This is a genomic window from Microbispora sp. CL1-1, assembly GCF_012034195.1.
Lineage (GTDB): Bacteria > Actinomycetota > Actinomycetes > Streptosporangiales > Streptosporangiaceae > Microbispora.
On sequence record NZ_JAATEK010000035.1, the window covers coordinates 20643 to 41435 of the forward strand.

General features: G+C 70.3%; 19 protein-coding genes and 1 pseudogene. 9 read left to right on the plus strand and 11 right to left on the minus strand.

What is annotated here, in order from left to right; genetic code table 11:
• Positions 1 to 27: 27 nt before the first annotated feature.
• The 4 genes from HCK04_RS30530 (at position 28) to HCK04_RS30545 (ending at position 2287) form a co-directional block, all read left to right on the plus strand.
• Entirely contained in the window at positions 28 to 444 is a 417-nt protein-coding gene (locus tag HCK04_RS30530) for a hypothetical protein (protein ID WP_142650823.1), read from the plus strand.
• Positions 445 to 689: 245 nt separating this feature from the next.
• Entirely contained in the window at positions 690 to 917 is a 228-nt protein-coding gene (locus HCK04_RS30535) for a hypothetical protein (RefSeq protein WP_142650824.1), read from the plus strand.
• A gap of 275 nt (positions 918 to 1192) precedes the next feature.
• Entirely contained in the window at positions 1193 to 1591 is a 399-nt protein-coding gene (locus HCK04_RS30540; protein WP_142650825.1) for a MerR family transcriptional regulator, read from the plus strand.
• A 234-nt stretch (positions 1592 to 1825) separates the two neighbouring features.
• The gene (locus HCK04_RS30545; RefSeq protein WP_205830914.1) at positions 1826 to 2287 is read left to right on the plus strand and encodes an ATP-binding protein; all 462 of its coding nucleotides are present in this window, start codon (positions 1826 to 1828) and stop codon (positions 2285 to 2287) included.
• On the opposite strand, the gene HCK04_RS30550 is transcribed toward HCK04_RS30545, so the two are convergent.
• The 4 genes from HCK04_RS30550 to HCK04_RS30565 form a co-directional block, all read right to left on the minus strand.
• Positions 2256 to 3281: an AraC family transcriptional regulator gene (locus HCK04_RS30550; protein ID WP_142650827.1), complete on the minus strand. Its 1026-nt coding sequence runs from the start codon at positions 3279 to 3281 to the stop codon at positions 2256 to 2258. The genes HCK04_RS30545 and HCK04_RS30550 overlap by 32 nt on opposite strands.
• A 160-nt stretch (positions 3282 to 3441) precedes the next feature.
• Positions 3442 to 3759 (minus strand): hypothetical protein, encoded by a 318-nt coding sequence (locus tag HCK04_RS30555; RefSeq protein WP_142650828.1) that lies wholly within the window; start codon positions 3757 to 3759, stop codon positions 3442 to 3444.
• Between the two features lie 111 nt (positions 3760 to 3870).
• Positions 3871 to 4896, minus strand: coding sequence for a substrate-binding domain-containing protein (locus HCK04_RS30560; protein WP_142650830.1), 1026 nt, complete (start codon positions 4894 to 4896; stop codon positions 3871 to 3873).
• Positions 4880 to 7315, minus strand: a complete 2436-nt coding sequence (locus HCK04_RS30565) for a glycoside hydrolase family 3 N-terminal domain-containing protein (RefSeq protein WP_142650831.1) — start codon at positions 7313 to 7315, stop codon at positions 4880 to 4882. The genes HCK04_RS30560 and HCK04_RS30565 overlap by 17 nt, the downstream gene beginning before the upstream one ends.
• A 339-nt stretch (positions 7316 to 7654) precedes the next feature.
• Here HCK04_RS30565 and HCK04_RS30570 point away from each other — a divergent pair, with 339 nt between their 5' ends.
• From HCK04_RS30570 to HCK04_RS42865, 5 genes and pseudogenes are all read left to right on the plus strand, one after another.
• A complete protein-coding gene (locus HCK04_RS30570; RefSeq protein WP_312845780.1) occupies positions 7655 to 9022 on the plus strand; it encodes an extracellular solute-binding protein in 1368 nt (455 codons plus the stop codon).
• A gap of 80 nt (positions 9023 to 9102) precedes the next feature.
• Positions 9103 to 9942: a sugar ABC transporter permease gene (locus HCK04_RS30575; protein ID WP_260617465.1), complete on the plus strand. Its 840-nt coding sequence runs from the start codon at positions 9103 to 9105 to the stop codon at positions 9940 to 9942.
• A gap of 2 nt (positions 9943 to 9944) precedes the next feature.
• A complete protein-coding gene (locus tag HCK04_RS30580; RefSeq protein ID WP_142650834.1) occupies positions 9945 to 10847 on the plus strand; it encodes a carbohydrate ABC transporter permease in 903 nt (300 codons plus the stop codon).
• A gap of 450 nt (positions 10848 to 11297) precedes the next feature.
• Positions 11298 to 12011: pseudogene (locus tag HCK04_RS42860) on the plus strand (carbohydrate-binding protein); the annotation flags it as partial.
• A gap of 178 nt (positions 12012 to 12189) precedes the next feature.
• Positions 12190 to 13011, plus strand: coding sequence for a glycosyl hydrolase family 18 protein (locus HCK04_RS42865; RefSeq protein ID WP_260617466.1), 822 nt, complete (start codon positions 12190 to 12192; stop codon positions 13009 to 13011).
• A 104-nt stretch (positions 13012 to 13115) separates the two neighbouring features.
• Here the strand turns inward: HCK04_RS42865 and HCK04_RS30595 are convergent, their stop codons facing one another.
• Genes HCK04_RS30595 through HCK04_RS30625 form a run of 7 tightly spaced genes read right to left on the minus strand, consistent with a single transcriptional unit; the run spans position 13116 to position 20666 of the window.
• Positions 13116 to 14027 carry a formylglycine-generating enzyme family protein gene (locus HCK04_RS30595; protein WP_185949066.1) on the minus strand — a complete coding sequence of 304 codons (912 nt, stop codon included), beginning with the start codon at positions 14025 to 14027 and terminating at the stop codon, positions 13116 to 13118.
• The gene (locus HCK04_RS30600) at positions 14027 to 15445 is read right to left on the minus strand and encodes a sulfatase (RefSeq protein WP_142650839.1); all 1419 of its coding nucleotides are present in this window, start codon (positions 15443 to 15445) and stop codon (positions 14027 to 14029) included. The genes HCK04_RS30595 and HCK04_RS30600 overlap by 1 nt, the downstream gene beginning before the upstream one ends.
• Positions 15442 to 16911, minus strand: a complete 1470-nt coding sequence (locus HCK04_RS30605) for a sulfatase-like hydrolase/transferase (RefSeq protein WP_260617467.1) — start codon at positions 16909 to 16911, stop codon at positions 15442 to 15444. The genes HCK04_RS30600 and HCK04_RS30605 overlap by 4 nt, the downstream gene beginning before the upstream one ends.
• An 8-nt stretch (positions 16912 to 16919) precedes the next feature.
• Positions 16920 to 17912 (minus strand): aliphatic sulfonate ABC transporter substrate-binding protein, encoded by a 993-nt coding sequence (locus tag HCK04_RS30610; RefSeq protein WP_142650843.1) that lies wholly within the window; start codon positions 17910 to 17912, stop codon positions 16920 to 16922.
• Entirely contained in the window at positions 17909 to 18694 is a 786-nt protein-coding gene (locus HCK04_RS30615) for an ABC transporter ATP-binding protein (RefSeq protein WP_142650845.1), read from the minus strand. Before HCK04_RS30615 ends, HCK04_RS30610 begins: the two co-directional genes overlap by 4 nt.
• Positions 18691 to 19491, minus strand: a complete 801-nt coding sequence (locus tag HCK04_RS30620; RefSeq protein ID WP_221889995.1) for an ABC transporter permease — start codon at positions 19489 to 19491, stop codon at positions 18691 to 18693. The genes HCK04_RS30615 and HCK04_RS30620 overlap by 4 nt, the downstream gene beginning before the upstream one ends.
• Positions 19491 to 20666: an ROK family transcriptional regulator gene (locus HCK04_RS30625; RefSeq protein WP_205830915.1), complete on the minus strand. Its 1176-nt coding sequence runs from the start codon at positions 20664 to 20666 to the stop codon at positions 19491 to 19493. The genes HCK04_RS30620 and HCK04_RS30625 overlap by 1 nt, the downstream gene beginning before the upstream one ends.
• Positions 20667 to 20793: the final 127 nt, after the last annotated feature.

The window sequence follows — 20793 nt, forward strand, 5'->3', positions numbered from 1 at the left end:
TCCCACCCCCCACATCGAAGGAGAGCCATGACCCCCCTGCAGCTCAGCCAGCCCACCCAGATGATCGCCGGCGCCGTCCTGCTGACCATCGTGACCATCGAGTTCGGCGGGTGGTTCCTCACCCGGATCGTCCGCGGCGCGGTGCCGATGACGCCCTTCCAGCAGGCCTTCGCCCGAGCCGGCCACGCGCACGCGGGGGTGCTGGTCATCCTCGGGCTGGTGGGCCTCCTCTTCGCCGACGCCACCGGTCTCGACGGCGCCGCCCTGTGGACCGCCCGGCTCGGCGTGCCGCTCGCGGCCGTGCTGATGTCCGCCGGATTCTTCCTGTCGTCCATCGGACGGGACGTGACCCGGCCCAACCGCCTGATCGTCCTGCTCTGGCTCGGCGCGCTCTGCCTGGCGGCGGGCGTGCTGACCCTCGGCGTCGGCCTGCTGACGAGCTGACGGCCGTCCCCTCGGGGACTGCCTACTCTGACGTCAGAGTAGGGTGAGGCTGGTCACATGGTTCTCCCGGCCGACGCGCCGCCGTCCCGCCGACGTCTCCTACGACGTCCCGTCCTCGCGCCCGCGTCGTGACCGCCGGAAGGCCAGGTATCCGGGCGGCCTCGCCGCCCGCCGGGGCCCGCTCGCGTGGGAACGTCCTGTGCGGCGGGTCCGGCCACACGGGATCGCACGTGGAGAGGAGGACGATGTCCGTCTACCGCGTCAGGATGTACAGCGGGTTCCAGCGCACCCTCACCGCCGACCGGGTCGTCGTCAACGGCGACAACATCTGTTTCGAGCGGAGCAGGAACGGGTCCTGGGTGGCGGCGCTCCAGCTGCCGACGCAGCTGGTCACCCGGGTCCGCCGGAGGTGCGTCCAGCCGGACGGCACGGTCACGTGGAACGTCGAGAAGCCGGAGCCCAGCACCTACTGATCGAGCTCCTGCTCCCAGATCATTGCTCCATAACCTTCCGTGAGAGTAGAGTCTGGCCCGCTTGCGGTGGGACTCCGCTTCGCCGCGTGCTCACCCATCGCAGGCGTCAACGCCACCGCACGGCCCGCCTGGCACCTTCCCCCTCGCCGGGCGCGCCGTCGCGGTGGGAACAAGCGTTGTTCTGCGAAACTCCACCCGTACGTAACGGTAGGCCGTGAGTGGCGACGTACCCGCGAGAGCTTTGACCGCGGGGGGTAGGAAAGGTGAGCGGAGCGATGCCTGAAGGTCTGGTGCAGATCGGCGAGGTCGCCGAGCGGCTCGGGCTGTCTTTGCGCACGATCCGCCATTACGAAGAGGTCGGCCTGGTCGTGCCCGCCCGCACGCAGGGCGGTTTCCGGCTCTACAGCGAGGAGGACGTGCAGCGCCTGGCGCTGATCCGGCGGATGAAGCCGCTGGCGTTCACGCTGGAGGAGATGCGCGACCTGCTGGAGATCACCGACCGGCTCGCGCGCGGCGACGACGATCCCGGCCTGGTCGCCCGGCTGCAGCTCTTCGAGCGGGCGGTCGCGGAACGCGCCGACAGGCTGCGCGAGCAGCTCGCGATGGCCAGGGAGTTCGCCGAGCAGCTCCGGCGTCAGCGGTTGAGCGCCCCGAAGCCGACGCCCGCGCACTGACCTTTCCCGTCTCCCGGCGGCCCCGGCCCGTCCCGCGGGCCCCGCCGGACCCGTACGGACCGGAGCCCGCACAGGCGTCCGGGTAATGGTTCGTTATGCGGATACCCGCCCTCGCCTTGGGGATAGCGACCATTCGTATGGCCTGCCTAATCTGCGATAAGTGACGCTCTTTCCGACCGTTTGACGCACCGCGCATGGAAGGGCGGGGCGCTTCGCCACGGAAGGTGCCCGCTGGTGACCAAGGAGCACGACACGATGAACTCGCAGACCATGGACCGCGCCGACGTCCGTACGGACGAGTCGGTCCTCGACGAATACACGTGTCCGGTGCCGCACACTCCACAGGAGGTCGGCGCCGTACGACACCGCGCGCTCGGCGTGCTGACGGCCTGGGGGACGCCCGGGACCGCCGCGCAGGAGGCCGTGCTGGTGATCTCCGAGATGGTGACCAACGCCGTGCTCCACGCCCTGCCGCCGGCCGAATTCCGGCTCCTCCGCTGCGCGGAGGGCGATCACGACATCATCCGGGTCGAGGTCACCGACGCCGGGGCGGCCCCGGTGTGGCCGGGTGCCGAGGCGGCCCCGGGCGAGTGCGGGCGCGGCGGCGTCGTCGTCGACGCCCTCGCCATCCGGCACGGCGCCCGGAGCGGGCCCTCCGGCACGATCACCTGGTGGGCGGACCTGCCGGCCCGCTGAGAACATCCCGCGTTCCGCGGCGCAGCGTCTCCGACGGGGACTCCCCGAAACGCCGGCGGTAGGCGAGCGCGAACCGCCCCAGATGGACGAACCCCCAGCGATAGGCGACGTCGGTGACCGTGGTGGCGCCCGGATCCCCGACCATGAGCTCGGCCCGCACCCGGTCGAGGCGCACTTCCCGCAGGTAGCTCATGGGCGTCGTCTCCAGCTGACGCCGGAACCCCTCCTGAAGCGCCCGCGCGCCGACGCCCACCGCCTCGGCGATCTCCTCCACCGTGAGCGGTTCCGCCGCCCGCGCCTCGATCAGCTCGACGGCCCGTTCCACCGCCGTCGGTGCGACCCGGGGCTGGGCGCCCGACAGCGCCTCGCTGTAGTTGCTGGGCTGGGCCAGCAGCAGCTGGGTCATCAGCAGCCCCTCCAGCTGCCGGAGCGCGACGGGCTGCTCCAGCATGGCCCCGCCGGTCTCGGCCTCCCGTCTGAGCAGCTCGACGACCGAGAGCCATGACCGTACGGGCGGCCGGGTCAGGTCCATGCCGAGGGAGAAGGTGAGCGGCCTGCGCGGGGTGCGCCCCATGAGCCTGCCGAGGTGGGCTTCGAGCGCGGCGCGGTCGAAGCGGACGATCAGCGATTCGAGCCCGGAGGGCCACCGCATGCACATGGGCCGGGTCAGCGACAGCACCGAGGCGAGCTCGGGCGTCGCCACGATCCGCTCCCGGCCTTGCGACACCTCGGCGGCGCCGCTCAGCGGGATCTCGACGAGCAGATAGTCGTCCACCGGCTGCGGTGTGATCAGCACCTCCGTGCCGTAGCCGAGCGAATAGAGCCCGACTCCGTCGAACGCGACCCCGTTCAGGCGGGCGTCGAGCCGGATCTCCGGATCCACCGGGCGCAGTCCGTGGACGCCGAGGTCGTTCCCGACCAGTCTGCAGGCCTCGTCGACGTCGTGTGTGCGCAGCCGCAGGTGTGCGGCGAGTGGTAGCGACTGTTCGGCCATCTTCCGCCTCCCCCCGCGGCGCAGGCCCCCGTTCCCGCAGGTCGCGGGCACGATTCAAGCCTATGTGATCGGCTGGGACACGGCCGCGGTGCGGACCGCCAGGGCGCGCTCAGATCACCCGGAGGCCCGAATCACCCGGACCCTCAGATCAGCCGGATGCTCAGATCACGCGGCGGGAGACGATGCCGGTGCCGACGTCGTGGCCGCACCACAGGCGGAAGCGCTCTCCGGGGCGCAGATACAGGACCGCGTCGTCGTCGTTGGTCGCGATGGTCACCACGTGCAGGCGGTCACCCGGGATCAGCGGCTCCTCGTCGTCCGACGTGATCGCCGCCTGGAAGGGACGGCTCGCTCCGCTGCCGTACTCCCCCGCGTCGGCGCAGATCACCAGCGACTGCGTGCGGGAGGGCAGTTCGTGCGGCAGGCCACCCTGGTCGGAGGGCAGGAGCGAGATGAGTGCCTTTGCCTGGACGGTCATGGAGACCACCAACTTTCCCGCGTCAATTGCACGGCATCATGTGCACGGCATCGTTTGCACGGCATCGTTTGCACTGTGCAACGTTCGCTCCGGCCGATTGCTTCCCGGGGCTCACCCTCCAGTGTGCGCCGCGGGTGCGGTCGAGCCGCGCACCACCAGCTCCGTCGCGAGCTCGACGTGATGCGACTCGACCTGCTCCCCGGCCGCCAGGCGCAGCGCCGTACGGACCGCGACGGCGCCCATCTCCCGCAGCGGCTGCCGCACGGTGGTCAGGGGCGGCGAGGCCATCCGGGCGATCTGCGTGTCGTCGAAGCCCACGATGCTGAGGTCATCGGGCACGCGCAGCCCCCGGGCCCGGGCCGCTTCGAGCACGCCCAGCGCGATGTCGTCGCAGCCCGCGAAGATCGCCGTGGGCGCCTCCGGCAGGTCGAGCAGGGCCGCCCCGCCCGTCACGCCGTCGTGGTAGTGGAAGGTTCCGGCCCGCGCGTACCCGGGCAGGACGGGCGCGCCCGCGGCCTCCATCGCGGCCCGATAGCCGTGCAGCCGGGCCTGGTTGCAGGCCGCGGTGGCCGGGCCGCCCAGATAGGCGACGCGCCGGTGACCGAGCGCGAGCAGGTGCTGCGTCGCGGCCATGCCACCGGCGAAGTTCGTCGAGCCGACGCTGGTCACCCGGGCCCTCGGCAGGTTCAGCGGGTCGATCACGACGAGGGGCAGCCGCGCCCGGGCCAGGGCGGTGAGCTGCACGGCGGTCAGCTCGCCGGTGACGGCGACCAGCGCCCGGCGTCCGGCCGCGACCAGGTCACGCGCCCACCCTCCCGTGCGGTCGGCGTCGCGCCGGATGCTCACCACCACGGCCACGTCGAGATCGGCCCCGGCCTGCACCGCGCCCTGGACGATCTCGGTGGAGTACGCGTTGAGGTCCGCGTCGAACTCCACCTCGATCGTGTCGGGCGCGGTATCGCCCCGGCGCTGCGGCGGCGCGATGTAGTTGTGCTGCGCCAGCAGCGACAGCACCAGGGAACGCGTCTCCGGCGCGACGTCGCTGCGGCCGTTGAGCACCTTCGACACGGTCGCGACCGACACCCCCGCCGAGGCCGCGACCGTGGCGAGTGTGGCCCGCCTACGACTGGGCGGCATCTGTTCCTCCCTGATCGGGGCTCTCGGCCGGTCGCACGTCCACGGGGGTGACGAGCCGCCGGTCGTGGCCGACGTGGCGCAGCGGGCCGGTCAGCCGCACCCGGCCCCGGCACGGCAGGTCCGACGCGGAGGTGCCGACGTAGACGTCGATGTCCCCGGGCTCGACGATCCGCCGCAGGTCGCGGCCGGTGAAGGCGGTCCTGTCCGCGTGCACGGTGAAGGTCGCCCGCGCGCTCTCGCCGGGTGCGAGCCGCACCCGGGCGAACCCGGCGAGCTGCCGCATCGGCCGGGTCACCTGCGCGAGCACGTCGTGCAGGTAGAGCTGGACGACCTCCTCGCCCGCCCGCTCGCCGGTGTTGCGCACCCGCACCGACACGGTGAACTCCCCGTCGGTGGGCACCTCCTCGCCATCGATCTCCAGGTCGCCGATCTCGAAGGTGGTGTAGGACGCGCCGTAGCCGAACGGGAACAGCGGGGTCGGGTCGATGTTGCTGATGCCGTGGCTGTCGGAGCCCAGCGGCGGCTGCAGGTAGGTGCCCGGCTGCCCGCCCGGGGTCCGCGGGATCTGCACCGGCAGCTTCCCGCTGGGCTGCACGCGGCCGGACAGGACGCCGGCGATGGCCGCCCCGCCCTCCTCGCCCGGCATGAACGCCTGGACGAGCGCGGCCGCCCCCTCGCTGACCCGCCCCAGCGCGTACGGCCGGCCCGACACCACGACCACCACGACCGGCGTGCCGGTGGCGGCCAGCTCGACCAGCAGGTCCTCCTGGACTCCCGGCAGCCTCAGGTCCTCGGCGTCGCAGCCCTCGCCCGAGGTGCCCTGCCCGAACAGCCCGGCGAGGTCGCCGACGACGGCCACGCACAGGTCGGACTCACGGGCGGCCGCGAGCGCGGCGGCGAAACCGGAGCGGTCCTCCTCCCGCCAGTCGCAGCCCCGCTCGTGGACGATCTCGGCGTCCGGCAGCTCGGCCCGCAGCGCGTCGAGCAGGCTCGGCGCCTCCAGCCCGAGCCCGAGCTTCGGATAGCGGGGCAGCACGTGGTTGGGGAAGGCGTAGCAGCCCATGAACGTGCGCGGGTCGTCGGCGCAGGGCCCGACCACGGCCACCCGGCGGGGCCCCTGGCGCCCCTCTCCGAGCAGCGGCAGCGCGTCGCCCGCGTCGAGCAGCACGATCGACCGCTCGGCCAGCTCCCTGGCGAGCGCCCGGTTGGCCGGAGAGTCGAGGTCCACGGCGTCCGCGCCGGCCACCGACCCCTCCGGCGTCCAGTCCGGGTCGAGCAGCCCGAGCTGCACCTTCTGGGTGAGCAGGCGGCGCGCGGCCCGGTCGACCAGTTCCTCGGGCACCTCGCCCCGCCGCACCCGCTCGGCCAGGTGCCGGCCGTAGCCGAGCGTGTCGGGCAGCTCGACGTCGATGCCCGCGGTCAGCGCGAGCACCCCGGCCTCCTCGTGGTCCGCGGCGACCTGGTGCATCTTCGCGAGGAACGCGATCGCCCAGTAGTCCGACACGACCGTGCCGGTGAACCCCCACTCGTCGCGCAGCACCTCGGTCAGCAGCCACGGGTCGGCGGCGGCGGGCACGCCGTCCACGTCGGAGTAGGAGTTCATGACCGAGCGCGCGCCGCCCTCGGCGATGGCGGTCTCGAACGTCGGCAGGATCATGTCCATCAGCTCGCGCCGGCCCATCGGCACCGGGCCGTGGTTGCGGGCCGCCCGCGACGCGGAGTAACCGGCGAAGTGCTTCAGGGTGGCGATGATCCCGGCGCTCTCCAGGCCGCGTACGTAGGCGGAGCCGAGCATCGCGACGAGGTACGGATCCTCGCCCATGGTCTCCTCGACCCGGCCCCAGCGGTAGTCGCGCACCACGTCGAGCACCGGCGACAGGCCCTGGTGGGCGCCCACGGCCCGCATGTCCCTGCCGATCGCGGCGGCCATCCGCTCGACCAGTTCGGGATCGAAGGTCGCGCCCCAGGCGATCGCGGCCGGATATACGGTCGCACCATAAGTCGTGAAACCCGTGAGGCATTCCTCGTGGACCAACGCCGGGATGCCGAGTCTGGAGTGCTTCACCACCTCGCGCTGCAGCCGCACCACCTCGGCCGCGCCCTCCGCCGGAGTCACCGGAGCACTGCCGAACACCCGGGTCAGGTGGCCGAGCCCATTGCGTGCGGCCTCCTCTATAGGCACCGTGCCCGAGGCGGCGAAGACGTCCTGCATGGGGGCCACATTGAGCGCGTTCTCGGGCTCGATCTCCTCCTGCGCCTGCATGTCGTTGCCGATCCACCTGCTGCCGAGCTGGCCGATCTTCTCCTCAAGCGTCATCTCGGCGAGGAGGGCCTCGACCCGATCGGCCACGGGGAGTGTCCGGTCCTGCCATGCCCGGAGCGTCCCGTCCGCCGTGTGCGTCCGATCTGGGGCCGTCATGTGCTCTCCTCAAAAAGGTTTCGAAACATTTCGGCGTCCGGGGCGGTTCTATCGCTAAACTTTCGGTCAACCGTGATCGCCGAGCGTGACGCCTGTTCGTCGGTACTTTACACACGCCTCACGTCAAGCTGGGGAGGTCGTGAGAGCGCTCTTGACAGTGAGGTATCGCAAATCTAGATTGGCGTGCCACGCGGCTTGTGTCGAAATGTTTCGAACGAGCTGACTTCAAGAAGGAGTGGACTGTGGCACCGGGGTGCCGATCCACGTCGCCCCCCTGCCGCGTCCGAGTTTTTTCAACGAGCCGCGGCCAGCCTCGGCGTTCGACGTACGGAGATCAGCGTGGAGTCCAGGACACCATCCCGCCGCAACTTCCTCACCCTCTCCATGGGCCTCCCCCTCGGTGCCGCGTTGGCGGCCTGCGGCACGTCCGGTCCAGCCCCTTCCGGCGGCGGATCCGGTGGCGGTGCCGCCGGCGGCGACGGGGGCGGGGGCGGCGGCAAGGCCACCTACTGGTTCCTCCAGGGCCCGCCCGGAGAAGCCCCCCGCACCGCGGCGGTGGAGCGGTTCAACAAGGCCAACCCCAACGGCCAGATCGCGATCACCACGGTCCAGAACGACGCGTACAAGACGAAGATCAAGACGGCGATCGGCGCGGGCCAGGCGCCCACCATCATCTGGGGCTGGGGCGGCGGCGGTCTGCGCAGCTACGTGCAGGCCGGCCAGGTCGAGGACCTCACCTCGTGGTTCGACGAGAACGCCGCCGTCAAGGACCGGCTGTTCCCCGGCGCCTTCGGCGCCGCGACGATCGACGGCAAGATCTACGCGATGCCGTGCGAGACCGTGCAGCCGATCGTCCTGTTCTACAACAAGAAGGTCTTCGAGAAGGTCGGGGCGCAGCCGCCGCAGTCGTACGGCGACATCCTCGACCTGGTGAAGAAGTTCAACGACGCGGGGATCGCGCCGTTCTCCCTCGCCGGCCAGTCGCGCTGGACCAACATGATGTGGCTGGAGTTCCTCTTCGACCGCATCGGCGGCCCCGAGGTGTTCCAGGCCGTCTTCGACGGCGAGAAGGACGCCTGGAACAACCCCGCCTCCATCGAGGCCCTGACCAAGATGCAGGAGCTGATCAAGGCCAACGCCTTCATCAAGGGCTTCTCCTCCGTCACCGCCGACTCCAACGCCGACCAGGCGCTGCTCTACACCGGCAAGGCCGCGATGATGCTGCACGGCAGCTGGTCGTACGGCATCCAGCAGGAGCAGGGCGGCGACATCGTCTCCAGCGGCGGCCTCGGCTGGATGAACTTCCCCGGCGTCGACGGCGGCAAGGGCGACCCGAGCAACACCGTCGGCAACCCCGGCCAGTACCTGTCGATCTCCTCCAAGGCGACCCCCGAGCAGAAGGAGATCGCCAAGAAGTTCTTCGCCACCGGCGTGCTCGACGACGAAGAGCAGAAGCAGTGGGTCGAGACCGGCGGTGTGCCGATCGTCAAGGGCTCCGACAAGCTGTTCGCCGGCTCCAAGGACGCCGAGTTCCTGAACTTCATCTACGGCGTCGCCAGCAACGCCAAGGTCTTCGCCCAGTCGTGGGACCAGGCGCTCAGCCCGACCGCGGCCGAGGTGCTGCTCGACAACATCGCCAAGCTGTTCCAGCTGTCGATCTCGCCGCAGGACTTCGCCACGAACATGAACGCGGTCATCGGTAAGTAAGCATGGCTGCTATTTCCGCTCGAAGGACGTCGCCCGCCGCCGCTTCGCGCCGCGGCGGCGGCGTCCTGCCATGGTTGGCCGTGCCGGCCCTGGTGGCCTTCGCCGTCTTCGCGCTGATCCCACTGATAGGTGTGCTGCTGCTCAGCTTCACCTCCTGGGACACGCTGGGCGAGATCCAGCTGACCGGGTTCGACAGCTGGCGGCAGGTGCTCACCGACCCCGGCCTGCCGCACGCGCTGTGGGTGACGTTCCTGATCATGCTGCTCTCCTGGGGCTTCCAGACCCCGGCCAGCATCCTGATCGGCGTGTTCCTGGCGGGCCACCAGCGCTACCGCGAGCTGCTCGCAGTGCTGTACTTCATCCCGCTGCTGCTCAGCTCCGCGGCCATCGCGATCACCTTCAAGGCGCTGCTCGACCCGAACTTCGGCCTCGGCGCCGGGCTGGGCATCGACTTCCTCACCCAGGACTGGCTCGGCGAGCCCGGCCTGGCCTTCGGCGTCGTGATCTTCGTGGTGTCGTGGCAGTACATCCCGTTCCACTCGCTCCTCTACCAGGGCGGTGTGCGGCAGATTCCGCGTTCGCTCTATGAGGCCGCGGAGCTGGACGGCGCGGGGCGCGTCCGCATGTTCTTCAGCATCACGCTGCCGCAGCTCAAGTACACGATCATCACGTCCTCGACGCTGATGCTCGTCGGCTCCCTGACCTTCTTCGACCTGATCTTCGTGCTGACCGAGGGCGGTCCCGGCGACGCCACCCGCGCGCTCGCGCTTGACATGTACAAGCGCGGCTTCCAGGCCAACCTCATGGGCGCGGCCTGCGTGATCGGCGTCATCCTCGTCCTCGTGGGCCTCGGCCTGGCGCTGCTGCTACGCCGCATCGGCGGCCGCGACCCCTACGCCAGTCAGTTGGAAGGGGCCTGACCGTGACGGCGACCCACACATCGAGGGCGGCCAAGCGCCCCGCCACGTCCGGGGCGCACGGACGCCGTCCGGCGAAGAGCCGGCAGCGCCCGAACTGGCTGGGTGGGCTGGTGGGCTGGCTGTGGCTGGCCATCGTGATCATCCCGATCTACTGGATCGTGATCACCAGTCTGAAGACGCAGTCCAACTACTACCTGACCAACCCGTTCGCGCCGCCCAGCGATCCCACGCTGGACAACTACCGTCTCGTCATCGAGATGGACTTCCCGCTGTACTTCCTGAACAGCCTTCTCGTCGCCATCGGCACCGTGATCCCGTCGGTGCTGTTCTCGTTCATGGCGGCGTACGCGATCGTCCGCAGCAGTGGCGCCAGCCGCTTCCTGCGCGGCGTGAACTCGCTGTTCCTCATGGGCCTGGCGATCCCGCTGCAGGCGACGGTCATCCCCGTCTACCTGATCATCATCAAGCTGCACCTCTACGACTCTCTGACGGGTCTGGTGCTGCCGTCGGTCGCGTTCGCGATCCCGCTGTCGGTGCTGGTGCTGTCCAACTTCATCAGGGACGTGCCGAAGGAGCTGTTCGAGTCGATGCGGCTCGACGGCGCGACCGAGTGGAAGACCCTGTGGGGCCTGGCCTTCCCGCTCACGCGACCGGCCGTGGTGACGGTGTCGATCTACAACGCGCTGCAGGTCTGGAACGGGTTCCTGCTGCCGCTGATCCTCACCCAGAGCCCCGACAAGCGCACGCTGCCGCTGGCTCTGGCGGCGTTCCAGGGCGGCCCGTACGGCGTGAACGTGCCCGCCGTTCTGGCCTCCGTCGTGCTGACCATCCTGCCGATTCTGATCCTCTACACGGTCGGCCGCCGTCAGCTGCTCAGCGGCCTGACCGCCGGTTTCGGCAAGTAGCCGGGAGTCTCACGCTCCGCCGTACAGACGGCCCAGGTCGACGAGCTCCACGTCGGGCCGTCTGTCGGCGAGGCGGAGCAGCGCGGGGGAGAACCCCGAGCGCGCGAACAGGAGCAGCTTGGGAGTGCGCCGACCTTGCCGCTGGGCAGCAGCCCGCGCAGGTGTTCCAGGCGCTCCAGCCGAGGCACGTCGACCGGTGCCTCCGTGCACGTGGCCTCCCCGATCGCAGACGCCCAGGAAGTAATGATGGGCGCGACTATCACAGGTGCAGCCATCATTCCGGGCCCCACCACTTCGGGTTCGGGTCTTGTACGGCCGTCTTTCCGGGGTTACGCTCGCGCCAAAACTATTAGGAAACTTTCCTAAGAGAGGAAAGGTCACGCGACCGGCCGTCGTGTCACCCGACGCCTTTTCGCGGACGCCGATCGGCACCCCGGAAGGACGGCATTGATGAGGAAACGGCTGCTCAGCGCGGTGTTGCTCGCGTTGGGCCTCTGTCTGGCAGGAGTCGGAGCCGGCCCGGCCCCCGCGTCGGCCGCGCCCCGCGCGGTGCTCGCGTACGCGGCCTGGGCGCCCAACACCTGGTACGCCGTGGGCGCACGCGTGACGTACGACGGCACCGACTACGAGTGCATCCAGGCGCACACGTCGCTGACCGGCTGGGAGCCGCCGATCGTCCCGGCGCTGTGGAAGCCGATCGGCGGCAGCGGCGGCGACACGACGGCCCCCAGTGTCCCGGGCGACCTGCGGGTGACCGGCACGACGTCGAGCAGCGTGTCGCTCGCGTGGAACGCCTCCACCGACAACGTCGGCGTGACCGGCTACCAGGTCTTCCGCGGCTCGCAGCTCGTCACCACCGTGACGGGGACGACGTACACCGACGGCGGCCTGGCCTCGGGCACGACGTACAGCTACACGGTCAGGGCGCGGGACGCGGCGGGCAACGTGTCGGCGGCGAGCGCCGCCGTCTCGGCCACGACCGGCGCGGGCACCGGCACGCCCGGTCAGCCCGGCGCCCCCTCGGTCACCGGCACCACCGGCACGTCGATCTCGCTGTCGTGGGGCGCGTCGAGCGGCGCCGTGACCGGCTACCGCGTCTACGAGGGCACGGTCCAGCGGGCCCAGGTCACCGGCACCACCGCGACGATCGGCTCGCTCGGCGCCTGCACCACCCACACCTACACCGTCAGGGCGTACAACTCCGCGGGCGAGTCGGCGGCGAGCGCCGCCGTCACCGGCACGACCACCGGGTGCTCCTCGGGCGGGGCGCTGCCCCCGGCACATCCTCACCGGCTACTGGCACAACTTCGTCAACCCCGCCGTCGAGCTCAAGCTGTCGCAGGTGCCGCGCGACTACGACGTCGTCGCGATCGCGTTCGGAGAGGCGACCACCACGCCGGGCCAGGTGACGTTCGCCCTCGACTCCGGCCTGGCCGCCGCCGTCGGCGGATACACCGAGGCCCAGTTCAAGGCCGACGTGCAGGCGCTCAGGCAGCGCGGCCAGAGGGTCATCCTCAGCATCGGCGGCGAGGCGGGCCGCGTGCAGGTGGCGAGCTCGTCCGCGGCCACGGCGTTCGCGAACTCGGTCTACTCGATCATGCAGAGCTACGGCTTCGACGGCGTCGACATCGACCTGGAGAACGGCCTCAACGCCACCTACATGGCCCAGGCGCTGCGCGACCTGCGGGCGAAGGCGGGCTCCGGGCTGATCATCATGATGGCCCCGCAGACCATCGACATGCAGTCGACCGGCATGGAGTATTTCAAGCTCGCCCTGAGCATCAAGGACATCCTCACCGTCGTCAACATGCAGTACTACAACTCCGGCACGATGCTCGGCTGCGACCAGAGGGTCTATGGCCAGGGGACGGTGGACTTCATGACCGCGCTGGCCTGCATCCAGCTGCAGAACGGCCTGCGCCCCGACCAGGTCGCGCTCGGCCTGCCGGCCGGTCCCGGCGCGGCGGGCGGCGGCGTCGTCTCCCCCGGCACGGTCACCAACGCCCTGAACTGCCTGGCGCGGCGCACCGGCTGCGGGTCGTTCGTCCCCGCGCAGGCCTACCCCGACATCAGGGGCGCGATGACCTGGTCGATCAACTGGGACGCCGCGAACAACTGGAACTTCTCCAGGACCGTCAAGCCGTTCCTCGCCACGCTCCCCTGAGCCCCTGAGCCCCCGAGCACCTGAGCCCCTGAGCCCCTGAGCCCCCGAGCCGGGGAACCCCTGAACCACCGGACGCCCCGCACCCGGCGATGCGGGGCGTCCGGTCACAGAGCGACCGTACGGAACCCGGCGTTGGCCATCGAGGAGTCGGGAGTGTTCGACGAGCGCGCCGAGTTCCGGTAGCGGTTGCAGTAGGAGTCGTGGCACAGGAACGAGCCGCCGCGCAGCACCCGGGCCCTGCCGCGCAGCGGGCCGCGCGGGTTGTCCGAGGGCGAGTAGACGTAGTAGTCGGGCGCGTACCAGTCCGCGCACCACTCCCAGACGTTCCCCACCGTCTGCCACAGCCCGTACGCGTTGGGCGCGAACGCGCGCACCGGAGCGGTCGTCAGATAGCCGTCGTCCAGGGTGTTCTCCGTGGGGAAGACGCCCTGCCAGATGTTCACCCGCCACTCGTCCCGCGGCAGGTCGTTCCCCCACGGGTAGCGGGCGCCGTCGAGGCCGCCCCGGGAGGCGTACTCCCACTCGGCCTCCGTGGGCAGCCGTCGGCCCGCCCACGAGCAGTAGGCCATCGCGTCGTTCCAGCTCACGTGGACCACTGGGTGGTCGGGCTCGGCCTGCGACAACCGTCCGGCGGGGTGCCGCCAGTCGGCGCCGCGCACGCCCACCCACCATGGGGTGCCGGGCACCGGCCCCATCACGTCGTCGGGGTGGGCGCGCATCGCCAGGTGGAAGACGGCGGAGAAGCCGTACTCCTCCGCCTCGGTGCGGTAGCCGGTCGCGTCGGCGAAGGCGGCGAAGTCCGCGACCGTCACGGTCGTGGCGTCGATCGAGAACGGCGCCACGGTGACCGCGTGGACGGGCCCCTCGCCGTCGCCGGGGTTGCCGTCGCCGGTGGCGTCGCCCATCCGGAACTCGCCGCCGGGCAGGCGCACCTGCTCGACCGCATGCCGTCCCTCCGCGGTGAAGCGCACCGGCTCCTGGGGCAGTCCCGGGGTGGCGGGCGTGCAGCAGGACATCAAATACCCTCGGGGACCGGCTGGCTGGGGTGCGGCTCGTCGCCGAGGGCCGCCTGGGCGTGCCACATGCGCACCTTCATCTCCTCGCGGATCTCCCGGTAGGCCGGGTCGTCGTAGACGTTGCGCAGCTCCTCCGGGTCGGCCTCCAGGTCGTACAGCTCCCACTCGCCCGGGTACGTGAACGCGCCCGTGCCGGGGATGCCCATGCCGTCGTTGTAGAAATAAATGATCTTGTAGCGGGACGTCCGGTAGCCGTAGTGGGCCGGCGCCTTGTGGAAGACGTCGTCGTGCTCCCAGTAGCGGTAGTACATGCCCTCCGCGGGCGGCGGGCCCGGCTCGCCGGTCAGGTCGGCGAGGAAGCTGCGGCCCTGCATCCGGGGGTGGTGCGGCACCCCGGCGGCGTCCAGCACGGTCTGCGCGAAGTCGACGTTCGTGACGATCCCGGTGTGCACCTGGCCGGCCGGGATGCGCCGCGGATAGCTCAGCACGAGCGGCATCCGCAGCGATTCCTCGTACATGAACCGCTTGTCGAACCAGCCGTGGTCGCCCAGGAAGAAGCCCTGGTCGGAGCAGTACATGAGCAGCGTGTCGTCGAAGTCGCCGCGCTCGCGCAGCCAGTCGACCACCCGGCCGACGTTGTCGTCCACCGACGCGACGACGGCCAGGTAGTCCTCCATGTAGCGCTGGTATTTCCACAGCGCCAGCTCCTCGTACGACAGCCCCTCCGGCGGGTCCTGCTTGAGGTCCTCGGCGTTGAGGTGCTCGGCGATCCGCATGGCGGCCCGCCGGGCCGACGACGAGCGTGTCGCGTAGTCGTCGTCGAACGTGGACGGAACGGGGATGGGGTCGGTGTACATCCCCGCGTGCTTGTCGTCGGGCTCCCACGGGCGGTGCGGCGCCTTGTGGTAGATCAGCAGGCAGTAGGGGTCGTCGCCGTCGAGCGAGTCGGCCCAGCTCAGCGCCATGTCGGTGATGAGGTCGGTGGCGTAGCCGGGTACGGTCCGCAGGCCGTCCTCCGACAGGAACGACGGGTCGAAATACTCCCCCTGCTCGATCAGCACGTCCCAGTAGTCGAACCCCTGGGGGTTGTGCCCCGGGCCGTCCCCCATGTGCCACTTGCCGACGATCGCCGTGCGATATCCGGCCGCCTTCAACTGGCTCACGAACGTCGGCTGCGCCGCGTCGATCGGCGTGACCAGCGTCGAGACGCCGTTCACGTGCGAGTAGGTGCCGGTCAGGATGCTGGCCCGGCTCGGCGAGCACAGCGCGTTCGTCGCGAAGCAGTTGTCGAACCGGACGCCGAGGTCCGCGATCTCGTCGATCCGCGGCGTCCGGTTGACGACCGAGCCGTACGCGCTGACCGCGTGCGACGCGTGGTCGTCGGTCAGGATCATGACGATGTTCGGACGCCTGCTCATCGGTAGGTCGCCTCGTCAAGCCCGCTCAACGTGGGGTCGTAGGAAACGTCGCCGACGTCGTACATCGAGGTCATCCAGTGATAGAAGTTGTCGCCCCGGTCGCGCAGCACCTGGTAGAGCCGCCGCATCAGCCGTCCGCGCACCTCCGCCATCTCGGGGTGGTTGTAGACGTTGAGCAGCTCGTCCGGGTCGGTGAGCAGGTCGTACAGCTCGTTGGTGGAGTCGGGGTTGACGACCAGCTTGTAGCGGTCTGTCCTGATCATCCGCTGCGGGTACGGGAAGTGGTGCCCGTGGAACTCGCAGACGATGTCCTCCTCCCACGGCACCTCGCGGGTGGAGGCCAGCGGCACGAGGCTGCGCGAGTCGACCGCCGGGGCGGGGTCGATCCCGGCCAGCTCCAGGATCGTCGCCGTGCAGTCCAGCAGGCTGACGAACTCGGTGCGGACGACCCCGGGCTCCTGGCCGGGGATCCGCAGCAGGCCGGGCGTGCGGTAGATGTCCTCGTACATCGCCGGGCCCTTGTCGTGCAGCCGGTGGGCGCCGGTGAACTCGCCGTGGTCGCAGGTGAAGAACACGGCCGTGTCGTCGTCCAGGCCGAGGCGCCGCATGGCGTCCATGACCCGGCCGATCTCCATGTCGATGAGCGCGACGTAGCCCCAGTAGACCGCGATGAGCTTGCGCGTCACCTCAAGCGGCATGGTGTCGAACGTCCAGTGCGCGCTGTAGTTGGCCTGCACCGGCGGCTTGCCGGCGAAGGTCTCGGCGATCGACTTGGGCAGCTCTACCAGCTCCGGGTCGAACATGTCGAAATACTCGTCCGGCACGATGTACGGCAGGTGCGGCCCGAAGAAGTTGAGCTGCAGGAAGAACGGCTTCGGCTCGGCGGCGTACCGCTCCAGCATCTCGATCGCCCGGGTGGCGAGGTAGTGCTCGAACGTCGCCTCGACCGGCTGGCGCAGCCGCGCGGCGAGCAGGTTGCCCGGCCCGCCGTTCGGCAGCGTGCCGCGGATGCGGTCGTGGATCTCGTACGGCGGCAGGTCGTTGGCCTTGAGATAGTCCAGGTAGTCGGGGTGGTCGACGGGGTTGTGCCACCCGGGCAGGTCGGGCCCGTCGAACCCGAAGTCGGCCGCCCGCCGGTGGTGCCCGACGTGCCACTTGCCGATGAGCCCGCAGTTGTATCCGGCGTCGCGCAGGGCCGTGGAGAACGTCCACTGGTCGCCGGGCAGGTCCTCGATGTAGCCGACGTTCCGCTCGTGGTTGGCGAGCAGCTTGTGCCGGAACGGCGCCTGCCCGGTGAGCAGGCTCGCCCGCGCCGGCGTGCAGATCGCGGTGGGGGTGTACCAGCGGTCGAATCGCGTCCCGGTCCGGGCCAGCTCGTCCAGCACCGGGGTGGCGGCGAGGCGGTTGCCGTACGCGCCCAGGGTGTCGGCCCGGTGCTGGTCGGTCATCAGGAACAGGACGTTCACCGGACGCGTCATTGGGCGGCGCCCGTGAACAGATCGCCGGTGTAGTACGTCTTCGGGTCGACGGCCGAGGGCAGCTTGCCCGCGCTGACGAAGTAGTCGCCCATCCCGCTGAGCCACTTGTCGATCGTCCCGTCCTTGGTGTAGCCGTCGAGGTCGGACAGCGACAGCACCTTCGAGTTCGCGGCGTCGGCCTTGACCTGGTCGGCGGGCAGCTTCAGCATCTCGGCGGTCGCGGCCACGGTCTCGTCGAGGTGCTCGCTGCGATATTGGATGGCGTCGCGCAGCACGCCGATGACCTTCTCGGTCTTGTCCTTCTCCTTGGCGACGACGTCGTTGCCGGCGACGAACGCGGTCGGGAACGACACGGTGTCGGCGAAGTCCTCGTTCTTGGCCAGCTCGACCAGGTCGGGCACGGTCTTCTTGATCGTGGAGATGGCCGGATACCAGAAGCCTGCCGCGTCGATCTGCTTGGAGGTGAACGCCGACACGATCGTGGACGCGTCCATCGGGACGATCTTGACGTCGTCCTTGGTCATCCCGGCCTTCTTCAGCGCGAGGGTGAGGATCATGTCGCCGGAGGTGCCCTCGGGCACGCCGATCGTCTTGCCCTTCAGCTGGTCCATCGACGTGATGCCGGCCTGGGCGATGACGCGGTCGGCGTTGCCGAGCGTGTTCAGCGCGACGACCTTGGCCTTGCCGGACGCGGGGAGCCACATGGCGCCGGGGCCGATGTAGCCGAAGTCGAGGTCGCCGGTGCCCAGCGCCTGGATCTGCAGCGGGCCGTTGGTGAACACGCTGACCTTGGGATCGAGGCCGTGCTTCTTCCACAGGCCCTGCTTGTCGGCGACGGCGAGCAGGCTCGCGCCGTTGAAGTCGGCGATGTAGCCGAAGTTCACGTGGGTGGCGCCGTCCGCACCGCCCGACCCGGCGGAGTCCGACCCGCAGGCCGCCGCCGACAGTGCCATGACGACCGCCGCGGCGGCCAGGAGGGTCTTCTTCATTTCGCGGGCTCCTTGATCTGCCGCTGGTGGTACACCGCATGCCAGACGCGGTTGCGCAGCGCCCCGAACTCGGGGCTCAGCCGCATGTCCTCGTCGCGCGGATAGGGAAGATCGACGTCGATGATCTCGGCGATGCGGCCCGGCCTGGCGGCCATGACGACCACCCGGTTGGCGAGGAACACCGCCTCGTCGACGTCGTGGGTGATGAACATGACCGTCCGCCGCTCCTTGCTCCAGGTCTCCAGGAGCTGCTCCTGGAGCCGCACCCGGGTCAGCGCGTCCAGGGCGCCGAAGGGCTCGTCCATGAGCAGGATCGACGGGTTCACCGCGTACGCGCGGGCGATCGCGCAGCGCTGCTTCATGCCGCCGGACAGCGTCTTGGGCAGCGCGTCGGCGAACTGCTCCAGGCCGACCAGGCGGATGAAGTGCTCGGCCCGCTCGCGCCGCTCCGCCTTGGGGACCTTGGCGGTGCGCATGCCGAACTCGACGTTCTCGCGGACGGTCAGCCACGGGAACAACGCGTACTGCTGGAAGATGACGCCGCGCTCGGGGCCGGGGCCGGTGACCGGCTTCCCGTCCACCAGCGCGGCGCCGCCGGTGGGCTGCTCCAGCCCGGCGAGGATGTTGAGCAGCGTGCTCTTGCCGCAGCCGGAGGGGCCCACGACGGTCACGAACTCGTTGTCGGCGATGTCCAGCGAGACGCCGCCGAGCGCGACGAACGGCTCCTTCCCCACCGGGAAGACCTTCTGCACGTCGCGTACGGAAATCTTGGGAGTGCTCATCGGTTCTCCTGCCAGGCCGTCAGCTTGTTGCCGGCGATCATGAGCAGCCGGTCCATGATCAGGCCGAGGACCCCGATCGCGATGATGCCGACGAAGATCGTCGGAAGGTCGTAGTAGAGCTGCGCGCTCTGCATCCGGTGGCCGAGCCCGGCCTGCGCGGCCAGGAGCTCGGCGGCCACCAGCGTGCCCCAGGCCGAGCCGAGCCCGACCCGCATGCCCACGAGGATGAACGGCGTCGAGGCCGGCACCACGACGCGGCGGAAGATGGTCCCGTCGCCCGCGCCGAGCACCCGCGCGGCGTTGATCAGCGTCTTGTCCACGTTGACCACGCCCTGGTAGGTGGAGATGACGCAGGACAGGAACGCCGCCAGGAAGATGACGAAGATCTTCGGGCTCTCGCCGATGCCCATCAGCACGAGCACCAGCGGCAGCATCGCCAGCGGCGGGATCGTGCGGAAGAACTGGATCCACGGCTCGAACAGGCCGCGGGCCGCCGTGTACCACCCCATGACGAAGCCGACGATCACCGCCGCGACCGAGCCGAGGGCGAACCCCGCGAGCACGCGCCCGAGCGAGGCGCCGACGTCGGTGGCGAGCGTGCCGTCCTGGATCATCTTCCAGGCGGCAGAGACGACCTCGGCGGGAGTGGGGAACTGGAGCCCGGCCAGGGACAGCCCCCACCAGATCGCGATCCCGGCCACGATCGAGATGATGTTGAGGACCAGGAAGGTCCGGTTCTTGCGCGGCCGGGCGGGGGCGTTGCCGTCCCTCGTGGCGCCCGCACTGGTCACGGCCACTATCGGCCTCCGTCCGTCGTGACGTTCGCTTCGTATCCGGCGAGCAGCGGCGACTCGTGGAACAGGGCGGCGATGGCCCCGCGCGCCCCTCCGTCGTCCGAGAGCAGGGCGGGGCGGATCACCGGCGCCGCGTCGGTGCGCCACGACAGCTCGTAGGTGACCGTGTCGGCGACCTGGCGCAGCAGGGCCGGAGCGACCCGGATGATCTCGCCGCCGAGCACGATCTCGTCGGGGTTGAGTGTCATGGCCGCCGTGCCGAGCACCCGGCCGACCGCCGTGCCGGCCTCCCGGAGCACCTGGTCGACGGTCGGATGGGCGATCTCGACCGCGGCCTTCAGGTCGTCGAGCGTGTCGACGGGCACGCCCAGCTCGCGGCACCGCCCGAGGATCGCCGGCACCGACGCCACGGTCTCCACGCACCCGTTCTTGCCGCACCGGCACCGCGCGCCGCCGGGGACCGCGGTCACGTGGCCGAGCTCCCCCGCGTAGCCGTTGGCGCCCTTGACGAGCTGCCCGCCCACCACCAGGCCGCCACCGACGCCGTCCGAAAGGCGCAGGTAGATGAGGTCGCGTACGGAGTCGGACTGGGCGTGCAGTGCCTCGGCCAGCCCGGCGAAGCGCACGTTGTTGTCCACGATCACACCGGCGTGGAAGCGGGTGGCGAACACCTCCGCCACACCGTCGGCGCGCGAGCGGTCGCCCCAGCCCGGCACGCCGACGGCGATCGCCTGAAGCGCGCCGTAGTGGACGCCGGTGTCGGCGCTCAGCCGGTCGATCAGCGCGAGCCCGGCGTCGAGGCGCTCGGGCCACTGCGCCGACTCCTCATAGCGGGCGGTCCCGGACGCGATGATGTCGTGCGCGGCATCGGCCACCAGGACGTTCACGCGGCGGTGGCCGAAGTCGACGCCCATGTACTGCCCGGAGGCCGGGTCGAGCGCGAGCCGCTCGGCCGGCCGGCCGCTGCCGACCCGCTCCACGGCGTCGGTGTCGACGACGCGGATGGCCCCGCGGCCGAGGAGATCGCTGGTGATCTCGGAGACCGTGGTGCGCGACAGGCCGACCCGGGCCGCGATCTCGTTGCGGCTCTGTGCGCCGTTCTGGCGGAGCACGCGCAGCACCCGCTCCTCATGGGAGCGGCGCACGAGGGCATGCACGCCGTTGGGGGTCGGTGACACGCTGGAAACCTAAGGTTCGCCCGTTTTTTACGTCAACCATCCGACAAAAAGAATCGGTAAATCTGCCCGATGCCTGACGAAACCCTCTGACCAGCACGGACACCTCCCCGACACACACACCAAGGCA

Excerpts from the sequence above, each read along its gene's own strand:
- HCK04_RS30530 (WP_142650823.1), top strand. The coding sequence starts at position 28 with ATGACCCCCCTGCAGCTCAGCCAGCCCACCCAGATGATCGCCGGCGCC.
- HCK04_RS30535 (WP_142650824.1), top strand. The coding sequence starts at position 690 with ATGTCCGTCTACCGCGTCAGGATGTACAGCGGGTTCCAGCGCACCCTC.
- HCK04_RS30540 (WP_142650825.1), top strand. The coding sequence starts at position 1,193 with ATGCCTGAAGGTCTGGTGCAGATCGGCGAGGTCGCCGAGCGGCTCGGG.
- HCK04_RS30550 (WP_142650827.1), bottom strand. The coding sequence starts at position 3,281 with ATGGCCGAACAGTCGCTACCACTCGCCGCACACCTGCGGCTGCGCACA.
- HCK04_RS30555 (WP_142650828.1), bottom strand. The coding sequence starts at position 3,759 with ATGACCGTCCAGGCAAAGGCACTCATCTCGCTCCTGCCCTCCGACCAG.
- HCK04_RS30560 (WP_142650830.1), bottom strand. The coding sequence starts at position 4,896 with ATGCCGCCCAGTCGTAGGCGGGCCACACTCGCCACGGTCGCGGCCTCG.
- HCK04_RS30565 (WP_142650831.1), bottom strand. The coding sequence starts at position 7,315 with ATGACGGCCCCAGATCGGACGCACACGGCGGACGGGACGCTCCGGGCA.
- HCK04_RS30595 (WP_185949066.1), bottom strand. The coding sequence starts at position 14,027 with ATGTCCTGCTGCACGCCCGCCACCCCGGGACTGCCCCAGGAGCCGGTG.
- HCK04_RS30600 (WP_142650839.1), bottom strand. The coding sequence starts at position 15,445 with ATGAGCAGGCGTCCGAACATCGTCATGATCCTGACCGACGACCACGCG.
- HCK04_RS30610 (WP_142650843.1), bottom strand. The coding sequence starts at position 17,912 with ATGAAGAAGACCCTCCTGGCCGCCGCGGCGGTCGTCATGGCACTGTCG.
- HCK04_RS30615 (WP_142650845.1), bottom strand. The coding sequence starts at position 18,694 with ATGAGCACTCCCAAGATTTCCGTACGCGACGTGCAGAAGGTCTTCCCG.